Origin of the sequence: Exiguobacterium sp. SH4S7, from assembly GCF_004336795.1 — a bacterium.
Taxonomy (GTDB): Bacteria; Bacillota; Bacilli; order Exiguobacteriales; family Exiguobacteriaceae; genus Exiguobacterium; species Exiguobacterium aurantiacum_A.
The window spans coordinates 1-18169 of sequence record NZ_SJUT01000015.1; the positions used below are offsets into that span (position 1 = coordinate 1).

The 18169-nt window shown below is 53.7% G+C and carries 13 protein-coding genes; 4 read left to right on the forward strand and 9 right to left on the reverse strand.

All coding sequences use genetic code 11. From position 1 onward, the window contains the following. Nucleotides 1-149: 149 nt before the first annotated feature. A complete protein-coding gene (locus EVJ29_RS14995; RefSeq protein ID WP_070328026.1) occupies nt 150-461 on the reverse strand; it encodes a hypothetical protein in 312 nt (103 codons plus the stop codon). Between the two features lie 155 nt (nt 462-616). Here EVJ29_RS14995 and EVJ29_RS15000 point away from each other — a divergent pair, with 155 nt between their 5' ends. The 4 genes from EVJ29_RS15000 to EVJ29_RS15645 all read left to right on the forward strand — a co-directional run bounded on the left by EVJ29_RS15000 (nt 617) and on the right by EVJ29_RS15645 (nt 5661). Continuing rightward, a complete protein-coding gene (locus tag EVJ29_RS15000) occupies nt 617-3811 on the forward strand; it encodes an EAL domain-containing protein (protein ID WP_131505316.1) in 3195 nt (1064 codons plus the stop codon). A gap of 11 nt (nt 3812-3822) precedes the next feature. Next, nucleotides 3823-4569, forward strand: a complete 747-nt coding sequence (locus EVJ29_RS15005; protein WP_131466091.1) for a hypothetical protein — start codon at nt 3823-3825, stop codon at nt 4567-4569. A 2-nt stretch (nt 4570-4571) separates the two neighbouring features. Then, nucleotides 4572-5432: an MBL fold metallo-hydrolase gene (locus EVJ29_RS15010; RefSeq protein ID WP_131466093.1), complete on the forward strand. Its 861-nt coding sequence runs from the start codon at nt 4572-4574 to the stop codon at nt 5430-5432. 94 nt (nt 5433-5526) lie between these two features. Beyond that, nucleotides 5527-5661, forward strand: a complete 135-nt coding sequence (locus tag EVJ29_RS15645) for a hypothetical protein (RefSeq protein ID WP_255569865.1) — start codon at nt 5527-5529, stop codon at nt 5659-5661. Nucleotides 5662-5689: 28 nt separating this feature from the next. On the opposite strand, the gene guaC is transcribed toward EVJ29_RS15645, so the two are convergent. The 8 genes from guaC to EVJ29_RS15055 form a co-directional block, all read right to left on the reverse strand. Beyond that, the gene (gene guaC, locus EVJ29_RS15020; RefSeq protein WP_070328030.1) at nt 5690-6673 is read right to left on the reverse strand and encodes a GMP reductase; all 984 of its coding nucleotides are present in this window, start codon (nt 6671-6673) and stop codon (nt 5690-5692) included. A 202-nt stretch (nt 6674-6875) separates the two neighbouring features. After that, complete coding sequence (locus EVJ29_RS15025; protein WP_236633570.1) at nt 6876-8942, reverse strand: PAS domain S-box protein; 2067 nt, start codon at nt 8940-8942, stop codon at nt 6876-6878. Nucleotides 8943-9035: 93 nt separating this feature from the next. After that, nucleotides 9036-10220: an MFS transporter gene (locus EVJ29_RS15030; RefSeq protein WP_070328032.1), complete on the reverse strand. Its 1185-nt coding sequence runs from the start codon at nt 10218-10220 to the stop codon at nt 9036-9038. A gap of 140 nt (nt 10221-10360) precedes the next feature. Continuing rightward, on the reverse strand, nt 10361-11617 hold the full coding sequence (locus EVJ29_RS15035; protein ID WP_070328033.1) for an MFS transporter: 1257 nt from the start codon (nt 11615-11617) through the stop codon (nt 10361-10363). Between the two features lie 126 nt (nt 11618-11743). After that, nucleotides 11744-13753 (reverse strand): catalase, encoded by a 2010-nt coding sequence (locus tag EVJ29_RS15040; RefSeq protein ID WP_131466095.1) that lies wholly within the window; start codon nt 13751-13753, stop codon nt 11744-11746. Nucleotides 13754-13865: 112 nt separating this feature from the next. Next, nucleotides 13866-15950, reverse strand: a complete 2085-nt coding sequence (locus EVJ29_RS15045; RefSeq protein WP_131466097.1) for a heparinase II/III family protein — start codon at nt 15948-15950, stop codon at nt 13866-13868. Nucleotides 15951-16052: 102 nt separating this feature from the next. Beyond that, a complete protein-coding gene (locus EVJ29_RS15050) occupies nt 16053-16703 on the reverse strand; it encodes a hypothetical protein (protein WP_131466099.1) in 651 nt (216 codons plus the stop codon). A 51-nt stretch (nt 16704-16754) separates the two neighbouring features. Then, nucleotides 16755-17960, reverse strand: coding sequence for an NAD(P)/FAD-dependent oxidoreductase (locus EVJ29_RS15055; protein WP_131466101.1), 1206 nt, complete (start codon nt 17958-17960; stop codon nt 16755-16757). Nucleotides 17961-18169: the final 209 nt, after the last annotated feature.

Genomic DNA, 18169 nt, shown 5'->3' on the forward strand with positions numbered 1-18169 from the left:
TCTTCCAGCATACGTAGTGCACTCAGTTTTTGTTCAATCGAATGCCGACTTCTCGCCATAAAAAAACACTCCCCAATAGATAAACAGATTTGTTATTTCATCTGTCTACCTATTGGGGAGCATATCATATCGGGAAGGAGCGTTTTAGATTAGCGGAACAGTTGCATAAGCACGAACAAGGCGACGAGTCCGCCGAGAGAGACAGTAAAGAAGACGGCGACCGAGCGTTCGTGGTTGCGGAGGATGGTGTATAGACCGACGACGAACGCACCGAGGGCAGCGGCGATGGCTGACATCGAGAAGACGACACCCCATGTGTTATCGAACAAGGTGTCGAAGTTGAACGGTTGACCCGACTGGACGATGAGAGCAGAGACGACTAAGAGCAGAAAGACGGCGAGCAACAGGACAACGGACCATTTCCCTGGTCGCGTCTGTGGATAGACGTTCCGACTGAGCATGACGGTTCACCTCACTTTTCATCTAAACTCATTTACCTATACCCGATTTTTTTAGCTATTTCCAAAAATACTTTCCCTTTTTTTGAACGGTTTTATGAACAAGTCAGCGTAAAAGTTCTAAACTAAAAGAAATGGAGATTGTATGGAGGTAAAGTATGCAACAGATGAAGGCCGATCCACATTATTTGTTTGATGTATTCGTTCGCTTGTATCGAATGGTCTTTTTGATGGAAGTGACGCCGAAAGGGTATCGTTACGTCCGTGTCAGTGAGCAAGGGAAGCGCGCGTCGTCGCTTCCGGACGATGTGAGCGGTCGCTATTTGCACGAGATGTATGCGCCGGACGTCGCGAACGAGTTGATTTTGCACTATGATGTGGTCGTTTCGTCTCGTGAGCCGGTCTATTTCATGTCAAAGATGAACATAGAAGCCAACACCGCACGCTTCGCCTCATCCATGCTCATGCCGCTCGAGGACGCCACTGGAGAAGTGCGCTACGTTCTCGGTTTGACGACCGATTTGTCGGAAGATGCGGAGATGAAGCTACTCAGCAGCATCGAGAACATCGATTATTTGACGGGCATGCCGAACTTGATGAAAGTGAAGCTCGAGCTTGAAAAACTGTTCGCCACACGAGAGCGTGAGGAAGCGACGAGCGTCATGCGCTTCCATATCAACCGTTTTAAGATCATCCTGTCGCTCCAAGGGGTGGAGCGATCGCAACGTTTAATCAAAGAGATGACCCGTCACTTATCTGACTTGCTGCCGAAGGGCTCGATTATCGGCCGCGTCGACGGGGAAGATTTCATCGCTGTACTGCCGCATACCTCGATCGAGACAGCATACATGCATGGGGAACGTTTACTGGCGACAATCGCGGATTACACGTACCATGTTGCCGAGACCGAGTTCACCCTGTCCGGCTGTCTCGGTATCAGTTCTGGCAGTGAAGACGCCGACCAAGTGATCATGAACGCGTCGACGGCATTGCTAGAAGCAAGGCAAGCCGGTAAACAGATGATTAAAGTGTATGAGAAAGACGATTATATGCAGCATTACATCGACGAGATGACGATTGAGATGGAACTTCATAAAGGATTGAAGGCAGGCGAACTCGGCGTCGTCTATCAGCCGAAAGTAGACTGTCGGAATGGCGCCGTCCATTTCGAGGCGCTCGTCCGCTGGAAGAACACCGTGCTCGGAAACATTTCGCCTGAAACATTCATCAAAATTGCGGAGCAGTCACTGTTGATCGAGGACATCACTGAGTTCGTGTTCGAACGCGTCTGCCGCGATTTGAGCGATCGACCCGGGCTGTTCAACGGCCGCCGTGTCGCGGTCAACTTGTCCCCGGTCTTGTTCCGTCAAGACTACGTCCAAAGCAACCTGATCCCGCTTCTTAAAACGTATGACCTCTCAGCTGATCAGTTCGAGTTCGAGATCACGGAACATACGCTCATGCAGGAACCGCTCATCGGGATCCAGACAGTCGACTACTTGAAGGCGGCGGGATTCCGCATCTTGATTGATGACTTCGGCGTCAGCTATTCGTCACTCAACTATTTGAAGATGTTCGACATCGACGGCATCAAGATCGACCGGTCGTTCATTAGTCAGCTCGATAAAGACAACGGATTAAAAGAATATGAGATCGTCAAACTGATTGTCGCACTCGCTAAAAAACTGAACTTAGCAGTCACGGCGGAAGGTGTCGAGACGGAAGCACAGTACCGTGCAATCCAGCGGCTCGGATGCGACGACGTGCAAGGCTATTTCTTCAGCCGGCCGCTCTCGCTCTCTAACCTCGAGCCGGCACTTGAGACAATCGTCTGTCAATACGAGGCGCTGCGGTTAGACGGCTCGGACCGGTCCAAGTTAGCGGCACGGTTCGATGAGACAGAGGCCGAACGATTGAAAACAATCCTTCGGCTCGAAATTTTAGATACCCCGCGGGAAGAACGGTACGATCGCATCAGCCGACTCGTCGCGAAGACGCTCGAGATGCCGATCGCGCTCATCTCGATCCTGACAACGGACCGGCAGTGGATCAAATCGTGCCAAGGTACTAATTTCGAAAGTCCACCCCACATCGATCGGAAGTGGACGCTATGTGACCGCGTCGTGACCGGTCAGGGATCCCTCGTGATCGAAGACGTCAAAACCGCGGAGGCGTTGAGTGAGAATCCGTTGCTCGAAGGGATCGGCTTTTATGCGGGTGTGCCGCTTATGACGAGAAGCGGACACGTCATCGGAACGCTCTGCGTCACCGACGGAGTGCCCCGCTCGTTCGAGCATGAGGCGGTGCAGACGCTTGAAGATTTTGCGCGTTGGGTGATGGCCGAAATTGAATTGACCGAACAGGCACGTGCCCAAGAGCGGCGTCAACAGACACTCGAGTCGCTGTACGAGGTGACGGCCATCCAAGCCCCGTTTGCTGACAAGCTGAAGCGAATCCAAGAAGTGCTCAGGGAGTGGATCGGTTATTCGCATGCCGTCATCTTCTCGACAGAATCACGCCAGCGCGTCCTGTCCGCCGATGGGGATGCCTGGATCGATTGGACGGACGAGCGACTGCAGCACGTTCATGCGCTGGCGACGGTCGGGCATCAAAAATTGAAACGTTCGGAGCTCGTCCTCGAAGGGGTCGAATTCGCATCGATGATCAGCTTGCCGTTATCAAACGAAGGCAAGACGTTCGGATGGGTCGTCTTCCTGGCGGAGCAGGGCAGTTTAAACGATGTCGCCGATGCGGTGGCAATCCACGAGATGACGGACACGATCTTACTCGTGACCCGTTGGATGGAGAACGAGATTCGCCGAGAACGTAAACATCAGGAAGTGATCGAGCTCATCACAAAAGACGGGCTGACTAAATTGCCGAACCGTCACTCGCTCATGACGGACTTGAGACAGACGATGAATCGGAAACGGCCGGTGGCGCTCCTGTTCATCGATTTGGATGATTTCAAGCGAATCAACGATACGCACGGTCATCTCGTCGGCGATGAAGTGCTCGTCGAAGTGGCGAAACGTATCGGATCGTTCAGTCACATGCATGCAGGGAAAGCGTACCGGTTTGCCGGGGATGAGTTTTTGATTGTCATCGAGACAGGTCCGGAATCGCTTGAAGAAGCCGTTTTTGACCAACTAACGACCGTTATTTCCCGGGAAATAACGGTCGGGGACGGATTGGCGCTACATCTCTCGGCCAGTATTGGTGTCGCATATTCTGACGCTAGTTTGTCTTCCCTCGACACGCTCATCCATCACTCGGATGCGGCGATGTATATCGCTAAAAACGGTGGCGGGGACGGCTATTACGTATACGATTCGTATCAAGAGAACAAGTAGGGGGAAGTCACATGGGAAAACTTTGGTTAGTTGAAGGGTTGCCTGGAAGTGGGAAAACAACTTTCGCTGAAAGGCTTGCTGTAGCTATTCCGAGGGCTAAGTTTTATTCCGAGTCAGACGAAAGTCATCCGGTCGATGTCCATGCAGTCAATTGGGTGAAATCGTTTGACTATGCGAATGGTGAGGTCATCGATCAAGATGATGGTGGAGTGTTCGTACGCTTCGGTTCTGAGGAAGAAGTGCTGGGCACGGACGTGTACGAGTTGCCGTTCGAACAACACGTCACGCTCATGCTCGGGCGTTGGAAACGATTTGTCGAGCTGGCACAGCAACACGATACATCATATATATTTGAATGTGTGTTGCTTCAAAATCCTTTCACCATCGGGATGGTAGCGCAAGACGTATCGAATGAACAAATAGAAAGCTATATCATGAAAGTGGCGGATTTGATCAAACCGCTTGAACCGACAGTGATTTATTTAGAAACGGAAGACGTTCCTACCGTCTTTAGTAATGTTTTTGCGGAGCGATCGGAACAATGGAAGCAAGGATTTGTTGACTATTATACGTCACAGACATACGGGACCAATCGCGAATTATCCAATATTGAAGGGACGATTGAGATTTTGCTTGAACGGCAACATCGGGAATTGAACTTGCTCAACCAATTGCCGTCGCGGACGATTCGAATTGTAAATGATGATCGAAGATCTTTTGATATCCTTAAAACACTGACCGAGAAAGGAGGACGATGACGATGCAAACGCTAGAGCGTTATTCGGACTGCTTTTGGTACATGACGCCAGTCGCTGAGACCGACCGGCCAATCATCGGCGCAGTCGTCGGAGATCGGCATACGCTCATGATTGATGCAGGGAACTCGGAGGCTCACGCCAACTTGTTTTTGGACGCCTTGGCCGAGCGGGGAATCGAGCGTCCTTCGCTCGTCGCTTTGACACATTGGCACTGGGATCATATTTTCGGTCTGTCCGCGTTACGAGATGCGGTATCGATTTCGAGTGTGGCGACGAAAGCGCGTATCGAACGAATGATGCCGTACAAATGGGATGACGACTCGCTCGACGAACGCGTCGAGAGCGGAATCGAAATCGCGTTTTGCGCCGATGCGATTCGGCTCGAGTTTGGAGACGTTCGTTCGATGCAGGTCGTTTTACCGACCGTGACGTTCGATGATACAGTAACGCTCGACCTTGGTGGGGTCCACGTCTTGTTGAAACACGTCGGTGGGGATCATGCTGCCGACGCGGTTGTGGCTTACGTGCCAGAAGAGAAAGTGCTATTTCTAGGGGACGCGCTCTATGCGAACCTCTATGCCTCATCTTGGAGGATGACCGCAGTCGAGACGTTACGGTTATTGAGCGTCCTCGACACGTTCGAGGCTGAGGCGTACGTCTGGTCGCACGGGCACGTAGCGACGCGAGCGGAATATGAGAAAGACCGTGATATGCTTCGACGTTTAGCCCAGATTTCTCTCGATTCCCCTGGAAATAGAGATGCGATCACGTCTCAGTATGAACAGATTACTGGTCGAGAGGTTGACGAAGAGGAGCAAGAGCTGATCACCTTCTTCGTGAATGGATCGAACGGTGAGACGTGATGGAGATTAAACGGATTCACGATGAGGATAAGGTGTTTCAACAATTGTTGACGAGCCGATTGCAGGTCGCGGAAGGGGACTTGGAGCAAGACAAGTGAAACTGACGACGTTCTCATTCCAGGCGAAAACGTTTTATGGACGCTTCGGTTATGATGTGGCCGGTGTCCTCTATGATTACCCGCCTGGTTCTGATTACTACATGATGACGAAACGGTTGATTCATCCATAAAAAAAGCGGCTCACGCGAGCCGCTTTTTTTAGTATACTTTATCCCCGTTAAAGATTGAGTTTTTCACCATGACGTAATCGACGGTACGTAACGCGTCGAGATTGTTCCCACCCGAGTATGAGATGGCCGACTGGAGGTCTTGCTCCATCTCGGTCAACGTGTCTTGAAGCGCCCCTTTGTGCTCGACGAACACTTTCTTGCCTTCGACGTTTTTCCGTTCCCCTTTTTGGAATTCAGAAGCCGACCCGAAGTATTCTTTGAGCAGTTTCCCGTCCTGCTCGAACGTCTCCCCCGGAGACTCGTCGTGACCGGCGAACAGTGAGCCGATCATGACCATCGACGCCCCGAAGCGGACCGATTTGGCGATGTCGCCGTGCGTGCGGATGCCCCCATCCGCGATGATCGGTTTCGTCGCCGCCTTGGCACACCAGCGGAGCGCGGCGAGTTGCCAACCGCCTGTCCCGAAGCCGGTCTTGATTTTCGTGATGCACACTTTGCCCGGTCCGATGCCGACTTTCGTCGCGTCCGCCCCGGCATGCTCGAGCTCACGGACCGCTTCCGGTGTCCCGACGTTCCCGGCGATGACGAACGAGCTCGGAAGATGCTGTTTGATGTGTTGGATCATCCGGATGACCGCGTTCGAATGGCCGTGTGCGATATCGATTGTGATGAATTCTGGTGTATGTCCCGCTTCGGCGAGCTGTTCGACGAACCGATACTCGTCTTCTTTCACACCGACACTGATTGACGCGTACAGGCCACGTCCGTGCATGTCTTCGATGAACCGTAGCCGCGTTTCCGGATTGAACCGATGCATGATGTAGAAATAGCCGTTCTCAGCGAGCGAGAGCGCCACGTTCTCATCGATGATCGTCTGCATATTTGCCGGAACGACCGGAAGGCGGAACGTGAGGCCGCCGAGTGTGACGCTCGCGTCACATTCCGAACGACTATCGACGACACATTTTGCCGGAATCAATTGAATATCTTCATAATCAAACACTTTATCCATCGTTTGCACCCCTATTTACGAACATTTTAATTGAGTTGTCTAGAAATACTTCGCCCATTCGGTAATGTAACGCATTTTTTGATGAAAGTCAAAGGGATGTATCGAAAAAATGTATATTTTCAATACAATAACGTTATTTATATTCTTAATGTTCGTGTTTAGGCTAACTACGTTAATGTTTCACGTGAAAAAAGACCGCTAGTCAGCGGTCTTGAAACATCACATATCGGTTGCGGCCGTTCGACTTGGCTTCATAAAGTGCGAGATCGGCTTGCTTGAGCAATCGTTTCTTTGTCATGCCTGATTGGTAACGAGCGACACCGACACTCGACGTCGTGACGAACGTGTGGCCTTCGATCTGCCACGGGTGCTGGAGCGAAGCAATCAGCTTGTCCGCGACCCGGTCAGGTGCTGACAAATCGGTATAGCGGATCAATACAGAGAACTCGTCGCCGCCGAAGCGGGCGATCACGTCTTGTTTCCGTAGCGCCTGGGTGAGACGGAGTGAGAACTGTCGCAGCAGCTCGTCACCGACGTCATGTCCGAGCGTGTCGTTGATCTGTTTGAAATGATCGATATCGAGCGAGAGGATGGCCAGCTCCTCGCCGTCCTCTTCGACCCTCGAGAGTGCCTCTTCTAAGTAAGCCAAGAAGTAACGGCGGTTCGGGAGCTCGGTCAGCGTATCGTGGTAAGCTAAGTGTTTCAGTTGTTTCTCGAGTACTTTACGTTGCATGATCTCACGGGTGACCGTTAAATAGTGCAGCAACGTCGCTTCTTCATAGATAGCCTGAATCTTCGTCTCGAGCCAAATCCATCTGCCATCGTGGTGGAGGTGACGAAACTCGAGAGTGAGCGGCTCACTGCCGGCCGTCATCGCTTTGAGCTGTTGTCTCGTCGGCGTGACGTCTTCCGGGTGGATGAAGTCGAGCGTATTCTTGCCTTCGTAAACCGAAGGCGCATAGCCGAGGACGCTCTGGTGGGACGGCGAGGCGTAGCGGACACGGCCGTCGCGCTCGAGGATGCAGACGAGGTCGCTCATGTTTTCCGTGATCAGTCGGTACTGCGTCTCACTTTGGCGTAACGCCCGTTCCATCTCTCGTTTCTCGGTCACATCACGCAGGACGGTCATCACGGCGGTCGCCCCTTCATAATCAATCAATAGACTGCCGATATCTACGTGTAAGTGCTGACCGGCCGGCGTGACAAGGACGATTTCCGTGTCTTGGACAGGATCACCGAGCTGCAAGGCAGAAAGGCGTGTCCTCGTCACCTCATGGTATTCGGCAGCGATATATGTAAAGATGGATTCGCTCTCGATATACGTCTCCCCGATCGTCTCTAACGCCACGGCGTTCGCATATAAAATTAGGCCGTCTTTATGGACGATGATCCCTTCTGGAATCGTCTCGATGAGCTGGCGATAGCGTCGCTCGCTCTCTTGTAAAGCTCGTTCGGCGGTCTTCTCCGGCGTATGATCGATGATGATGGCGAACAGGCCGGTGATGTTGCCGCCGATCTCGATCGGGATGTTCAAGACGGCGAGGTCGAGCGCTTCACCCGTCTTATCATGCGCCGTGACCCCGTACTTGTGGGGCTTTCCGGATAAGGCGAACTGGAGTCCCTCGCGGACGAGCGGTTGTTCCGAGTCCGGCAGCCAGTCGAGGAACGAACGGTTGATGAAGTTGGCCTCGCAATAGCCGGTGATGTTTGTGACGGCAGGATTGATCGACTTGACCCGAAGTTCGGGGTCGAGCACGAAAATGCCGTGGGGCGAGTAGCGGCGCAACGACTCATGCTGGTCACGTAAAATCGATAGCTCGAGCTCACGCCGTTTCCGCTCCGTCACTTCCCGAACGACCGAGATGACGTGGGTGCAGGCACCGGATTCGTCAAATACCGGCGTCACTTCCGACTCGAAATAATGAAGCGGCAACAAGATCACATCTTGGTACTCGAGTGTTTCTGAGTAGAACGAATCAGCGAGGCGGCAGTCTTCATAGACGATGCTCTTTCGTGCGCGAATCGCCTCGTCATAATGGTGGGTGATGAGTGCGGCCGTCTCGGCCGGAACCATGTCGCCGACACACTTTCCGACGTCAGCGTCTGTCCAACCGATGGCCTGCTTCCCCGGCTCGTTCACAAATACATAGCGATAGGTCGAACCGTCCACTTCCATGAAGAACACAAAATCCGAGATTTTGTCGAACGTCTGGAGCAGGATGGAAGAATGGTGTTGGATCGTCTGGTCGGCGCGCATAATGTCCCTCATTTCAGTCGAATTTTTGACACGTCATTCTTATATTACAACATTCATAAAAAGATGTGTGAACATTCCAAAAAAGACAGGACTGTGAAAGTCCTGTCAGGCAGCTTGTTTGAGACGGTCCCGTTCTTGACGGCCGTTCATCACGTAATACAAGAAAATCGTGAAGGCGACGACCCCGGCGAGCAACAGATAGATGGTAGAGAAACCGGTCAGCGGGATGAGTAGCCCGATGAAGTAGGGACCGAAGCCGAGCCCGGCGTCGAGGGCGATGAAGAACGTCGACGTCGCCATCCCCATCCGTCCAGGTGAGGCCGCCTTGACGGCGATGGCCTGTGTACCGGACTGAATATTGCCGAAGCCGAGCCCGATCAACGCGCCGGCGAGTAAAAGGCCCAAAGCGCTCGTCGCTTGGCTAAGGACGAGCAGCCCGACCGCGAAGATGAAGATGGCCGGATACATGACGACGTTGGCGCCACGCGCGTCCATGAGCCGTCCCGTGATCGGGCGCGACAACAGGACGGAAATCGAATAGACGAGGAAGAAGACGCTCGCCGCTTCGACGAGGTCGAGTTCGGTCGCGTAAAAGTTGATGTAAGACAAGACGCTCGAAAAACTGAGCGCGGCGATCACGATGATGAGCGCGATCGGTAACGCCTTCGGCTCGACGAACGCCTTAAGTGACAATCCGCGAACGATTTCCGGATTGTCGGCCTCGGGAACGGTGACGAACAAGGCGCTCACTAAACTGACGACGCCGACGACGAGACAAGCGATAAAGATGGTCGAGAAACTCGTATATTGGCTCATCAGCAAGCCGACGAACGGGCCGATGGCGGTGGCGAGCGTCGAGCTCATGCTGTAGTACCCGATACCTTCACCTTTCCTCGCTCCGGGAATGATCTGGGCGACGATCGTGCCGGTCGCTGTGCTCGATAAACCCATGCCGAGACCGTGCACGAAGCGGGTGAACAGTAGGAAGCCGACGCCGAGGTCGACGAAATAGAGCAGGATTGTGGCCGTGAAGAAGGTCAGCCCGATCAACAGCGTCTTGCGCCGTCCGATTGAATCGATCAATCGTCCGATGAACAGCCGGCCGACGAGCGTACCGATGATGAAGATCCCGGTCACGAGACCGGCCTCACTTGTCGTCGCGCCGTACGTCGCAACGGCGTGGACACCGATCGTTACCATGAGCAAGAAAAAGATGAGCGTCAAGAAGAAGTTGACGAGCGAGATGATGAGGAAGTCTTTCGTCCATAATTTTTGTGCGGTCAATTGCATCGGCGATGACGCCTCCTTATTTGTTTGAACCTAAATAGTTAGTAAACATAACTAAAGGAGTATAGCAAATTGATGAGAGCTTGTCAGAGACGACGCATTGTGCATGAAAAACCGATTCGCGTGAGCGGATCGGTTTTTCATTAGATCAAGTGGCGGCGGTACCAGAGGACGATCGGTACGAGAACGAGTGAAACGATCCCACCGAGCAGTGATAGCGTCAAATAGCTCGACTGGGAGGCGATGATACCGGACAGCATGCCGCCCGAGGCGCCGGACAAGGCGATCCAGACGTCGACCGATCCTTGCGTCTTCGCTCTCGTCTCGGGTGTCGTCGCATCGACCAAGATGGCCGTCCCACTGATGAGACCAAAGTTCCAACCGACACCGAGCAAGACGAGGCCGACGATCAACAAGAACAGCGAGTCGGCCGGTGCGAACGCCGCGACGACGCCTGCGAAGAATAACGTCACCCCGGAAGCGATGGCCATGATTTCACGGCCGACTTTGTCGACGAGCACGCCGGTCACGAGCGAGGGTAAATACATCGCGCCGATATGGAAGCCGATGACGAGACCGACCGCGCTCAGTTCATGGCCGTGCTGCCGCATGTGGACAGGTGTCATCGTCATGATGGCGACCATGACGATTTGGCTGAGCACCATGACGAAAGCACCGACGTACACGCCAAGACGAGAGTGGACTTCTTCGGGTTGACGTTGCGTCGCGTCTGTCGATTGTTTCCGTTTCGATTCGATGGCTCGGGCGACGAGGAGCGGGTCAGGGTTCAAAAACACGATCAAGATGAGACCGGCCACGAAGTAGGCGGCTCCCGCGAGTAAAAACGGACCAGAAAGCGTCGGGATGCCGATGGCGTCAGCAACCCGCCCCATCGGTTCGACCAAGTTCGGTCCGGCGACGGCACCGAACGTCGTCGATACCATGGCGATACTGACCGCGGTCGCCCGTTCGGTCGCATTCGCCAAATCCGTTCCGGCGTAACGGGCCTGGAGGTTACTCGCCGTCCCGGCCCCGTAAATAAGGAGCGACACGAACAAGAGCGGTACGCTCTCGAACGCGGCGGCAAAGATGACACCGAACGCACCGAGGGATCCCGTCAAGAACCCGGTCGCGAGTCCGAACCGGCGTCCGACCCGTTGCGATATCATCCCGATCAGAAACGCGGCGCCGGCAGAGCCGAGCGTGAACAGCGCCGTCGGGACACCCGCATACGCATCGGTCCCGAGCAGGTCGCGGGCGAGGAGCGCCCCGACGGTTATGCCTGCGGCGAGGCCGGCACCCCCGAAAATTTGAGACAGCACGACGACGAACAACGTCCGTTTATACAGACGGCGTTGTTGCTCGGTGTCAGTCACATATGAATCAATCTTATTTCGCATGACACGATTCCTCCTCCATCAACTTATACCCCACCTAGTATAACGTTTGCAGGCGTGGAAAAGAAGGGTGGACAAAAAAGGACTCGACTCGAAAATACCGAGTTGAGTCCTTCTGTTCGTGAATCGTCAAGCGCGGTCCCAGAACCGGGCTTTGGCAATCCCGTCGATGAACGTGTCGAATCCGTCGAGACTGTGCTGTTTGAACGTGTAGACGCCAGGTTGGTCCGTCTTGACGCGGCACTGATTGAGCACTGAATCATCGTGTAAGTGCAAAGCGAGCGGCTTGAAGTGTTTATACGTGTTCTCGATAAACTCGAGGACGTCGTCTTCGACCGAACTCGCGGCGCTGACGAGGAAAGCGGCGTCGAACAGGCTCGAGTCGACCGTATCGTACGTCTCTTTCACTTTCAGGTCACCGAGCGTGTACGATTTCTTCCCGACGAGGCTATAGTTCACTTTTTTGTCGGCGAGCGCTTGGACCCACGCCTTCACTTGCACGGCATCGACATCACCGGCGAGAAGGACGGCGACGCTCTTCGTATCCGGTTTCGAGATCGTGTCCGCCATGCTGAGGGCAGGCGATGTTTTGTCCGAGACGACTTCGTTGTTCTCGGCAGGCAGTGCGACGCCTAAGTTGTCGGCGACGACCGAGGCGAGGTGACGGTCGATCCGGTTCAACAAGTCGACGGCATTTTCTTTCACCATGTCTGATTCACACTTGCCGAGCTCGAAACTGTAGGCGTCTTGAATGTGCTGCTTTTCGACCGGGGTCATGCTGTTGTAGAACATTTTGGCTTGTGAGTAGAAGTCGAGGAAGCTGTCGCTGCGGCCACGGACTTTGTGACCATCGACTTTCTCTTGGTAATGCTCAAATCCACCTTGGTCGACCGGCACAGGTGCCGGCTGATTGTTGTTGAGCGCGTTTTTATGGTAGCTCGTCTGGCCTTTATGGACCGACATTTGATGCATGCCGTCGCGTTGATTGTTATGGAACGGACAGACCGGTTTGTTGATCGGGATCTGATGGAAGTTCGGTCCGCCGAGACGTGATAGCTGTGTATCTGTGTATGAGAACAAGCGCCCTTGCAGGAGCGGGTCGTTCGAGAAGTCGATGCCGGGAACGATGTGCCCTGGATGGAATGCGACCTGTTCGGTCTCGGCGAAGAAGTTATCGACGTTCCGGTTGAGCGTCATCTTCCCGACAAGTTTGACCGGGATCTCTTCTTCCGGCCACAGTTTGGTCGGATCGAGGATATCGAAGTCGAACTTGAACTCGTCTTCGACTGGGATCATCTGCAGTCCGAGTTCCCATTCCGGGTAGTCGCCTTTATCGATCGCCTCATACAAGTCGACGCGGTGGAAGTCGGCGTTTTTCCCGACGGCCTTTTGCGCCTCGTCCCACACTTGCGAGTGGACACCGAGCTTCGGTTTCCAATGGAACTTGACGAAATGGGCTTTCCCTTCCTTGTTGACGAGTCGGAACGTGTGAACGCCGAACCCTTCCATCATGCGCAGGCTGCGCGGGATGCCGCGGTCGCTCATCGCCCACATCACGTGGTGAGCCGCCTCATGGTTTTGGCCGACGAAATCCCAGAACGTGTCGTGGGCACTCCCGCCTTGCGGGACTTCCGTGTGCGGTTCAGGTTTCACCGCGTGGACGAGGTCCGGGAATTTGATGGCGTCTTGGATGAAGAAGACCGGCATATTGTTTCCGACGAGGTCATAGTTGCCTTCGTCCGTATAAAACTTCGTCGCAAATCCACGGACGTCACGGACCGTGTCGCCGGACCCACGCGAACCTTGAACCGTCGAGAAGCGGACGAAGACAGGCGTCACTTTCGCAGGATCGTTCAGGAAATCCGCTTTCGTATAGTCGGCAAGTGACTCGTATACTTGAAATTCTCCGTGGGCACCGACGCCGCGCGCGTGAACGATTCGTTCAGGAATCCGTTCATGGTCAAAGTGCGTCATTTTTTCACGGAAGTGGAAATCTTCGATGAGCGTCGGTCCCCGAAGCCCCGCTTTGAGCGAGAACTCATCCTCCGCCATCTTCAGTCCTTGGTTCGTCGTCAGTCCTGCTGTTTGTTCATTGTCGATCGTATGTTGTTTCAACTGTTCTTCTTTTTTATTCCCCATCATGTTGCCTCCCCATAAGTATATGCTCTCCCGACGTAAGCCGTGATTGACCTACTTTACGGTTTTTCCCTAACGCTACGAGAAGAAACCCCCATTTTAAAATGGGGGTCGGTTAGCGCAGCATCGACAACGTCTTCGTCGTTCCATCTGATAAGGTGTATCGGACGATATAGTGGCGGGAGGTCGTCTCCATCTTGTAGGAACTGATTTTCGTCGGTTTTTCCCCGATGTGAAGGAGTGTCAAGTACGTCACACCTTTCCCGCGCTTCGTTGTCGCGACTTGATTCCGTTGTTGCCAATCGTAATCGCGGTACGAGACGTGGCTCGACCCGACGGCGAGTTTTGGAATCGAGCCGACCTCAAGTTGCAGGAGATGGAGCGAGCGGCCAGCCGCGTCTTTGAAGTAAGCGTATCGACTGCCACTCGCCACCCGGTGCAATCCGACACCGAGATGGAACCGCTGGACGAACGATTCGGTCACCGGACTCGTGACCCGGTCATAGACGAGCACCGTCCCGTCACGGTCATAGGCGAGACGCCGAGTGTGCGACATGCCGTTCCCGATCAATTGGCTCGTCCCGGAAGCCGTCCACTGAATCGAGGAGGTCCCGACCGACGTGATCTGGCTTCGTCGCAAGTTGCTCGGGATCAATCGGAAGCTTTGCCCGGCAACGTGAACCGTATTGTGAGCAGCGGCTTGGAGCACGACGTTCCGTTCAGGACGCTTCGTGTACGCATAACGTCCGCTCTCGACTAGGAAATCGCGGCCGTAACCGTACAAGTCGATGGACAGGTCGTCAGCATGTTTATGGATGTTGCTATGGTAACCAGCCGTCATCGTCACTTGGACGGCGTCTTGGAACGGTCCGGAGCGTCCTCCCCAATGTTGCCTGAAGAATGCGTATTGGTTGGACAGTCGGCCTGCCTTGACCGTAGGCTGCACTCCGGCCTTGCCTCCCGTCATCGCATAGAGGAGGTGGGGATACCGTTCAATGTAAGGGATGGCGTTCGTCCGGTGGGTGATGGACGGTGTGTCGCCGAACATCGGCAACGTGCCGTTCGGTTTGAGCATATACGTGAGCGCCACCGGCATGTCTTTCACGTCACGCATTCGACTCGACAGCTCAAAACGATTTGCCGACGCCCAATCATTGAAGCGGGCGAGTGTGTCATATAGATAGATTTGATAGTAGGGTGAGTGTTCGAGATGGACGCCGTCCGCACTTAAACTATGGTTCAGTTGTCTCGTCAGGCGGGTTGTGGCGAGCCCTCGCCAAGCCGCAGAGCGGTCAAAGGATCGATGCGTCTCGGCAACGGCCGAGAGCGCCATGTCTTGAAAGATACCGTGGTTGTTATTCGGTTTATAAAAGCTCGTCTTCGCCAAGAGCGTCGCGTGTTCATAAAGTGTTTTCGCAAACAGTTGTGAGAACGCTGGGTCAGTATTGACGCGTGATGTCCGGAATACGTTCCAAAAATTGAGCAAATGGAACGTACGGATCGCGGTACCGTGGTCATGGTAAGGCCATGGGTGGCGCGTATAGGCAGAAATCGGATATTGCTTCGTCCAGCTCGAGATGATTCGCTTCCCGTAACGGAGATACTCATCTTGTCCGGTGGCGGCGTAAGCTTGCGTCAGTTGGTTAAGTGTCGTGAAATAGTGGATTTGAAACTTGAATGAGTTTGAATCGACGTTTGGGACGTACTTGTCGAATCGATATGTATCAATATTTGGGACGCGCAACTGATAGGGTGGTGATGGGATATACCAATTCCCCTTTATGGCGGCGTCGGCTCGGGCGATGGCAGTCGAGTCTTTCAGCTCGTCGTAATAGTAGGGGATGTGTCCGCGCGTCAGCGTCCTCATGTATTCGTGAATAAGCCGTGTGTTTGCCGAGTCCGCAATCGCGGTTAACGATAGGTTCGTCGAAATCAGTCGTCCATCTTGCTTCCTTACGTACCAGGTCGTTCTTCCGTCAACGAGGCGATAGTAGGCACCCGATGTCGTGACGGCTCGAAATATTTTCGTGCTTTTTAGCGTCGTCTTCGGGATGAGTGTCTTGCCTGAAAATTGATAAAGTATGGTGCCAGCGGAGACGCTTACTTGATATGGGGCTGGTGTCGCAGCTTCGACGTTTTCGGGTGAAATACTAATGTTGATCAGGAGCAATAAAACCAAGACGATAACGGAGCGTCTCATAAGGTGTCGTCCTTTCTGGAGCACGATTCAGCAAAAAATCCCTGCCCCATACAGTTAGCCGTTGGGGGAGGGAAGTCCTGCTTGTTCAGTGAACGAAAGGTGTCACAACGCTGCCCAAACGCTCTGTTTCAAGACGATATGCTGCACTTTTTCAGGCTCGAGATCGTATTTCGTCGAGATGGTCCGGGTCACTTTTGCTTTCAAATCAGGGTCGTTGGATTGTTTCGCCTCGTAAATCTTGTTCCACTCTTCCCAGACACGTACCTCGCCTTCAGATAGTTGGCCGGTCCATTCCTTCTCGCGAAGCTGCCAACCGAACACCATGTCGTCGTAGTCACCGGCCTCGACCGTCTCGGCGAGCGACCAGTCGCCTCCTGGCGCGTAGACGGCCTGACCGAGGGGAGAGTCCGTGCCAATATACGCCTCGTGATCATAGAAACGGATCAATGCGGCTTGGAACGTGTCTCGTTCGGTCACCTCACTCATGACGTCATGGCTGATGGACTGGAGCGTCTCGACGTCAGGACGTCCGTGGACGACGACATCGTATTCATAGCGGACCGCGTCATCTTCATGTATCGGTTTGCTCGCTTCAATCGTATAAGCTGCTTCGTGCTGAGACATCTGCTCGGTTTTGTCTTTCTGTTTCGGCGGGTCATTCGGCCACACGTAAACGGTGAACGCGATGGCCGGGACGAGCAGCAGCGCTCGTCTCAGACGATATACCCACTTCGGTTTTCGTTTCGATTTCATGGTTATCACTTCCGATCTTATGTATGAAAAAATCCCCTGATCGCCAGGGGATTAACGCGTCCGATCTAATCGTACGAGCCGGGCATCCGAATTGTCGATGCCGCGCACTAAATCACTCAAGATTTTAGAACCTAACATGCTGTAAACCGTACCGTTGCCGCCATACCCGAGCAGGTAGAACAGGTTTTTCCGGTCCGGGTGTTCCCCGATGAAGGGCAGGTGGTCGATCGATTCACCGAACAGAGCTGCCCAAGCGTATTCGACTGTCAAATCGTACATTGGGAACAGCGCCGCTACTTCTTGGCGAATCCGCTCGGCCCGATTACGGATGAGCGCCTCACTATGAGGCGTTTCCGGCTTTTCTTCGTCGAGGCCACCGGCGATGATCCGGCCATCGACCGTCGTCCGCAAGTAGAGGTAAGGACGTTTCGTCTCCCAAATGAGTGCCTGCCCGTCCCAATCTTTGAAATCCTTGATTGGGTTCGTCGCGATGGCGTAGGAACGGTTGAGCTCGATGCGATGGGTGTCGAGCAGTGGTGCCGGCCCGTAACCGGTCGCGAAGATGACATGCTTAGCCTTGAACGTTGTTTCAGGCGTCAACACGAGCCAGCCGTCCCCGTCAGGCACGACTTCCGTCACGTCCGTCTCCTCGAAAATCGGAACGTCGTTCATCGATAGGTGGCGAACGACTTGACGGCTGAGCGTGAGCGGGTTGACTTCAGCATCGCCTTTTGTGATCAGTGCGGCCGGTTTATCAAATGGGAACCGGTCTTGGAGTGCCGTTTGATCAAGCCATTCAGCGTCAAACCCGTGCTTGGTGAGCATCTCATATTCACGTTTCAGTTTGGAGACATCTGCCTCCTCGCTCGCGAAGCAAAGACTGTCGCGTCGGATGTAGACGTCTTTTGCGTCGACGGTCTCGGCGACCTCGTCGAGCGCATCGACCGCCTCCCTACATAATTTATAGAAGCGGACGGCATCGACTTCCCCGATCTGATCAGCGAGCTCATGCAACATGATGTCGTTTGAATACTGGATGAGCCCAGTGTTCGCCGACGTGCTTCCGGCTCCGACTTTCCCTTTGTCGAGGACGGCGAAGTCGATGCCGTCCTTATAAAGCGTGTAAGCCGTCAATGTGCCGGACATGCCGGCTCCGATGACGAGCACGTCGTACTGTTCTTTTTGGATCGGTTTTTGTAAGACGATCTGTTCCGACTCAGTGATCGGCCAATATAAGTTCCCGTTGTGCATTTCCATGACGTCATCCTCCGATAATCAGCATCTTCTTCTTAATCCCCGAATTTTGAGATTGAAAACGCAAAAAACCGCAGACGAGATGTGATATGCTCCCCAATAGGTAGACAGATGAAATAACAAATCTGTTTATCTATTGGGGAGTGTTTTTTTATGGCGAGAAGTCGGCATTCGATTGAACAAAAACTGAGTGCACTACGTATGCTGGAAGA

What these genes read in the sequence shown, in the direction of transcription:
- EVJ29_RS14995 (WP_070328026.1), bottom strand. Translation starts at nt 461, where the DNA reads ATGCTCAGTCGGAACGTCTATCCACAGACGCGACCAGGGAAATGGTCC.
- EVJ29_RS15000 (WP_131505316.1), top strand. Translation starts at nt 617, where the DNA reads ATGCAACAGATGAAGGCCGATCCACATTATTTGTTTGATGTATTCGTT.
- EVJ29_RS15005 (WP_131466091.1), top strand. Translation starts at nt 3,823, where the DNA reads ATGGGAAAACTTTGGTTAGTTGAAGGGTTGCCTGGAAGTGGGAAAACA.
- EVJ29_RS15010 (WP_131466093.1), top strand. Translation starts at nt 4,572, where the DNA reads ATGCAAACGCTAGAGCGTTATTCGGACTGCTTTTGGTACATGACGCCA.
- guaC (WP_070328030.1), bottom strand. Translation starts at nt 6,673, where the DNA reads ATGGATAAAGTGTTTGATTATGAAGATATTCAATTGATTCCGGCAAAA.
- EVJ29_RS15025 (WP_236633570.1), bottom strand. Translation starts at nt 8,942, where the DNA reads ATGAGGGACATTATGCGCGCCGACCAGACGATCCAACACCATTCTTCC.
- EVJ29_RS15030 (WP_070328032.1), bottom strand. Translation starts at nt 10,220, where the DNA reads ATGCAATTGACCGCACAAAAATTATGGACGAAAGACTTCCTCATCATC.
- EVJ29_RS15035 (WP_070328033.1), bottom strand. Translation starts at nt 11,617, where the DNA reads ATGCGAAATAAGATTGATTCATATGTGACTGACACCGAGCAACAACGC.
- EVJ29_RS15040 (WP_131466095.1), bottom strand. Translation starts at nt 13,753, where the DNA reads ATGGGGAATAAAAAAGAAGAACAGTTGAAACAACATACGATCGACAAT.
- EVJ29_RS15045 (WP_131466097.1), bottom strand. Translation starts at nt 15,950, where the DNA reads ATGAGACGCTCCGTTATCGTCTTGGTTTTATTGCTCCTGATCAACATT.
- EVJ29_RS15050 (WP_131466099.1), bottom strand. Translation starts at nt 16,703, where the DNA reads ATGAAATCGAAACGAAAACCGAAGTGGGTATATCGTCTGAGACGAGCG.
- EVJ29_RS15055 (WP_131466101.1), bottom strand. Translation starts at nt 17,960, where the DNA reads ATGGAAATGCACAACGGGAACTTATATTGGCCGATCACTGAGTCGGAA.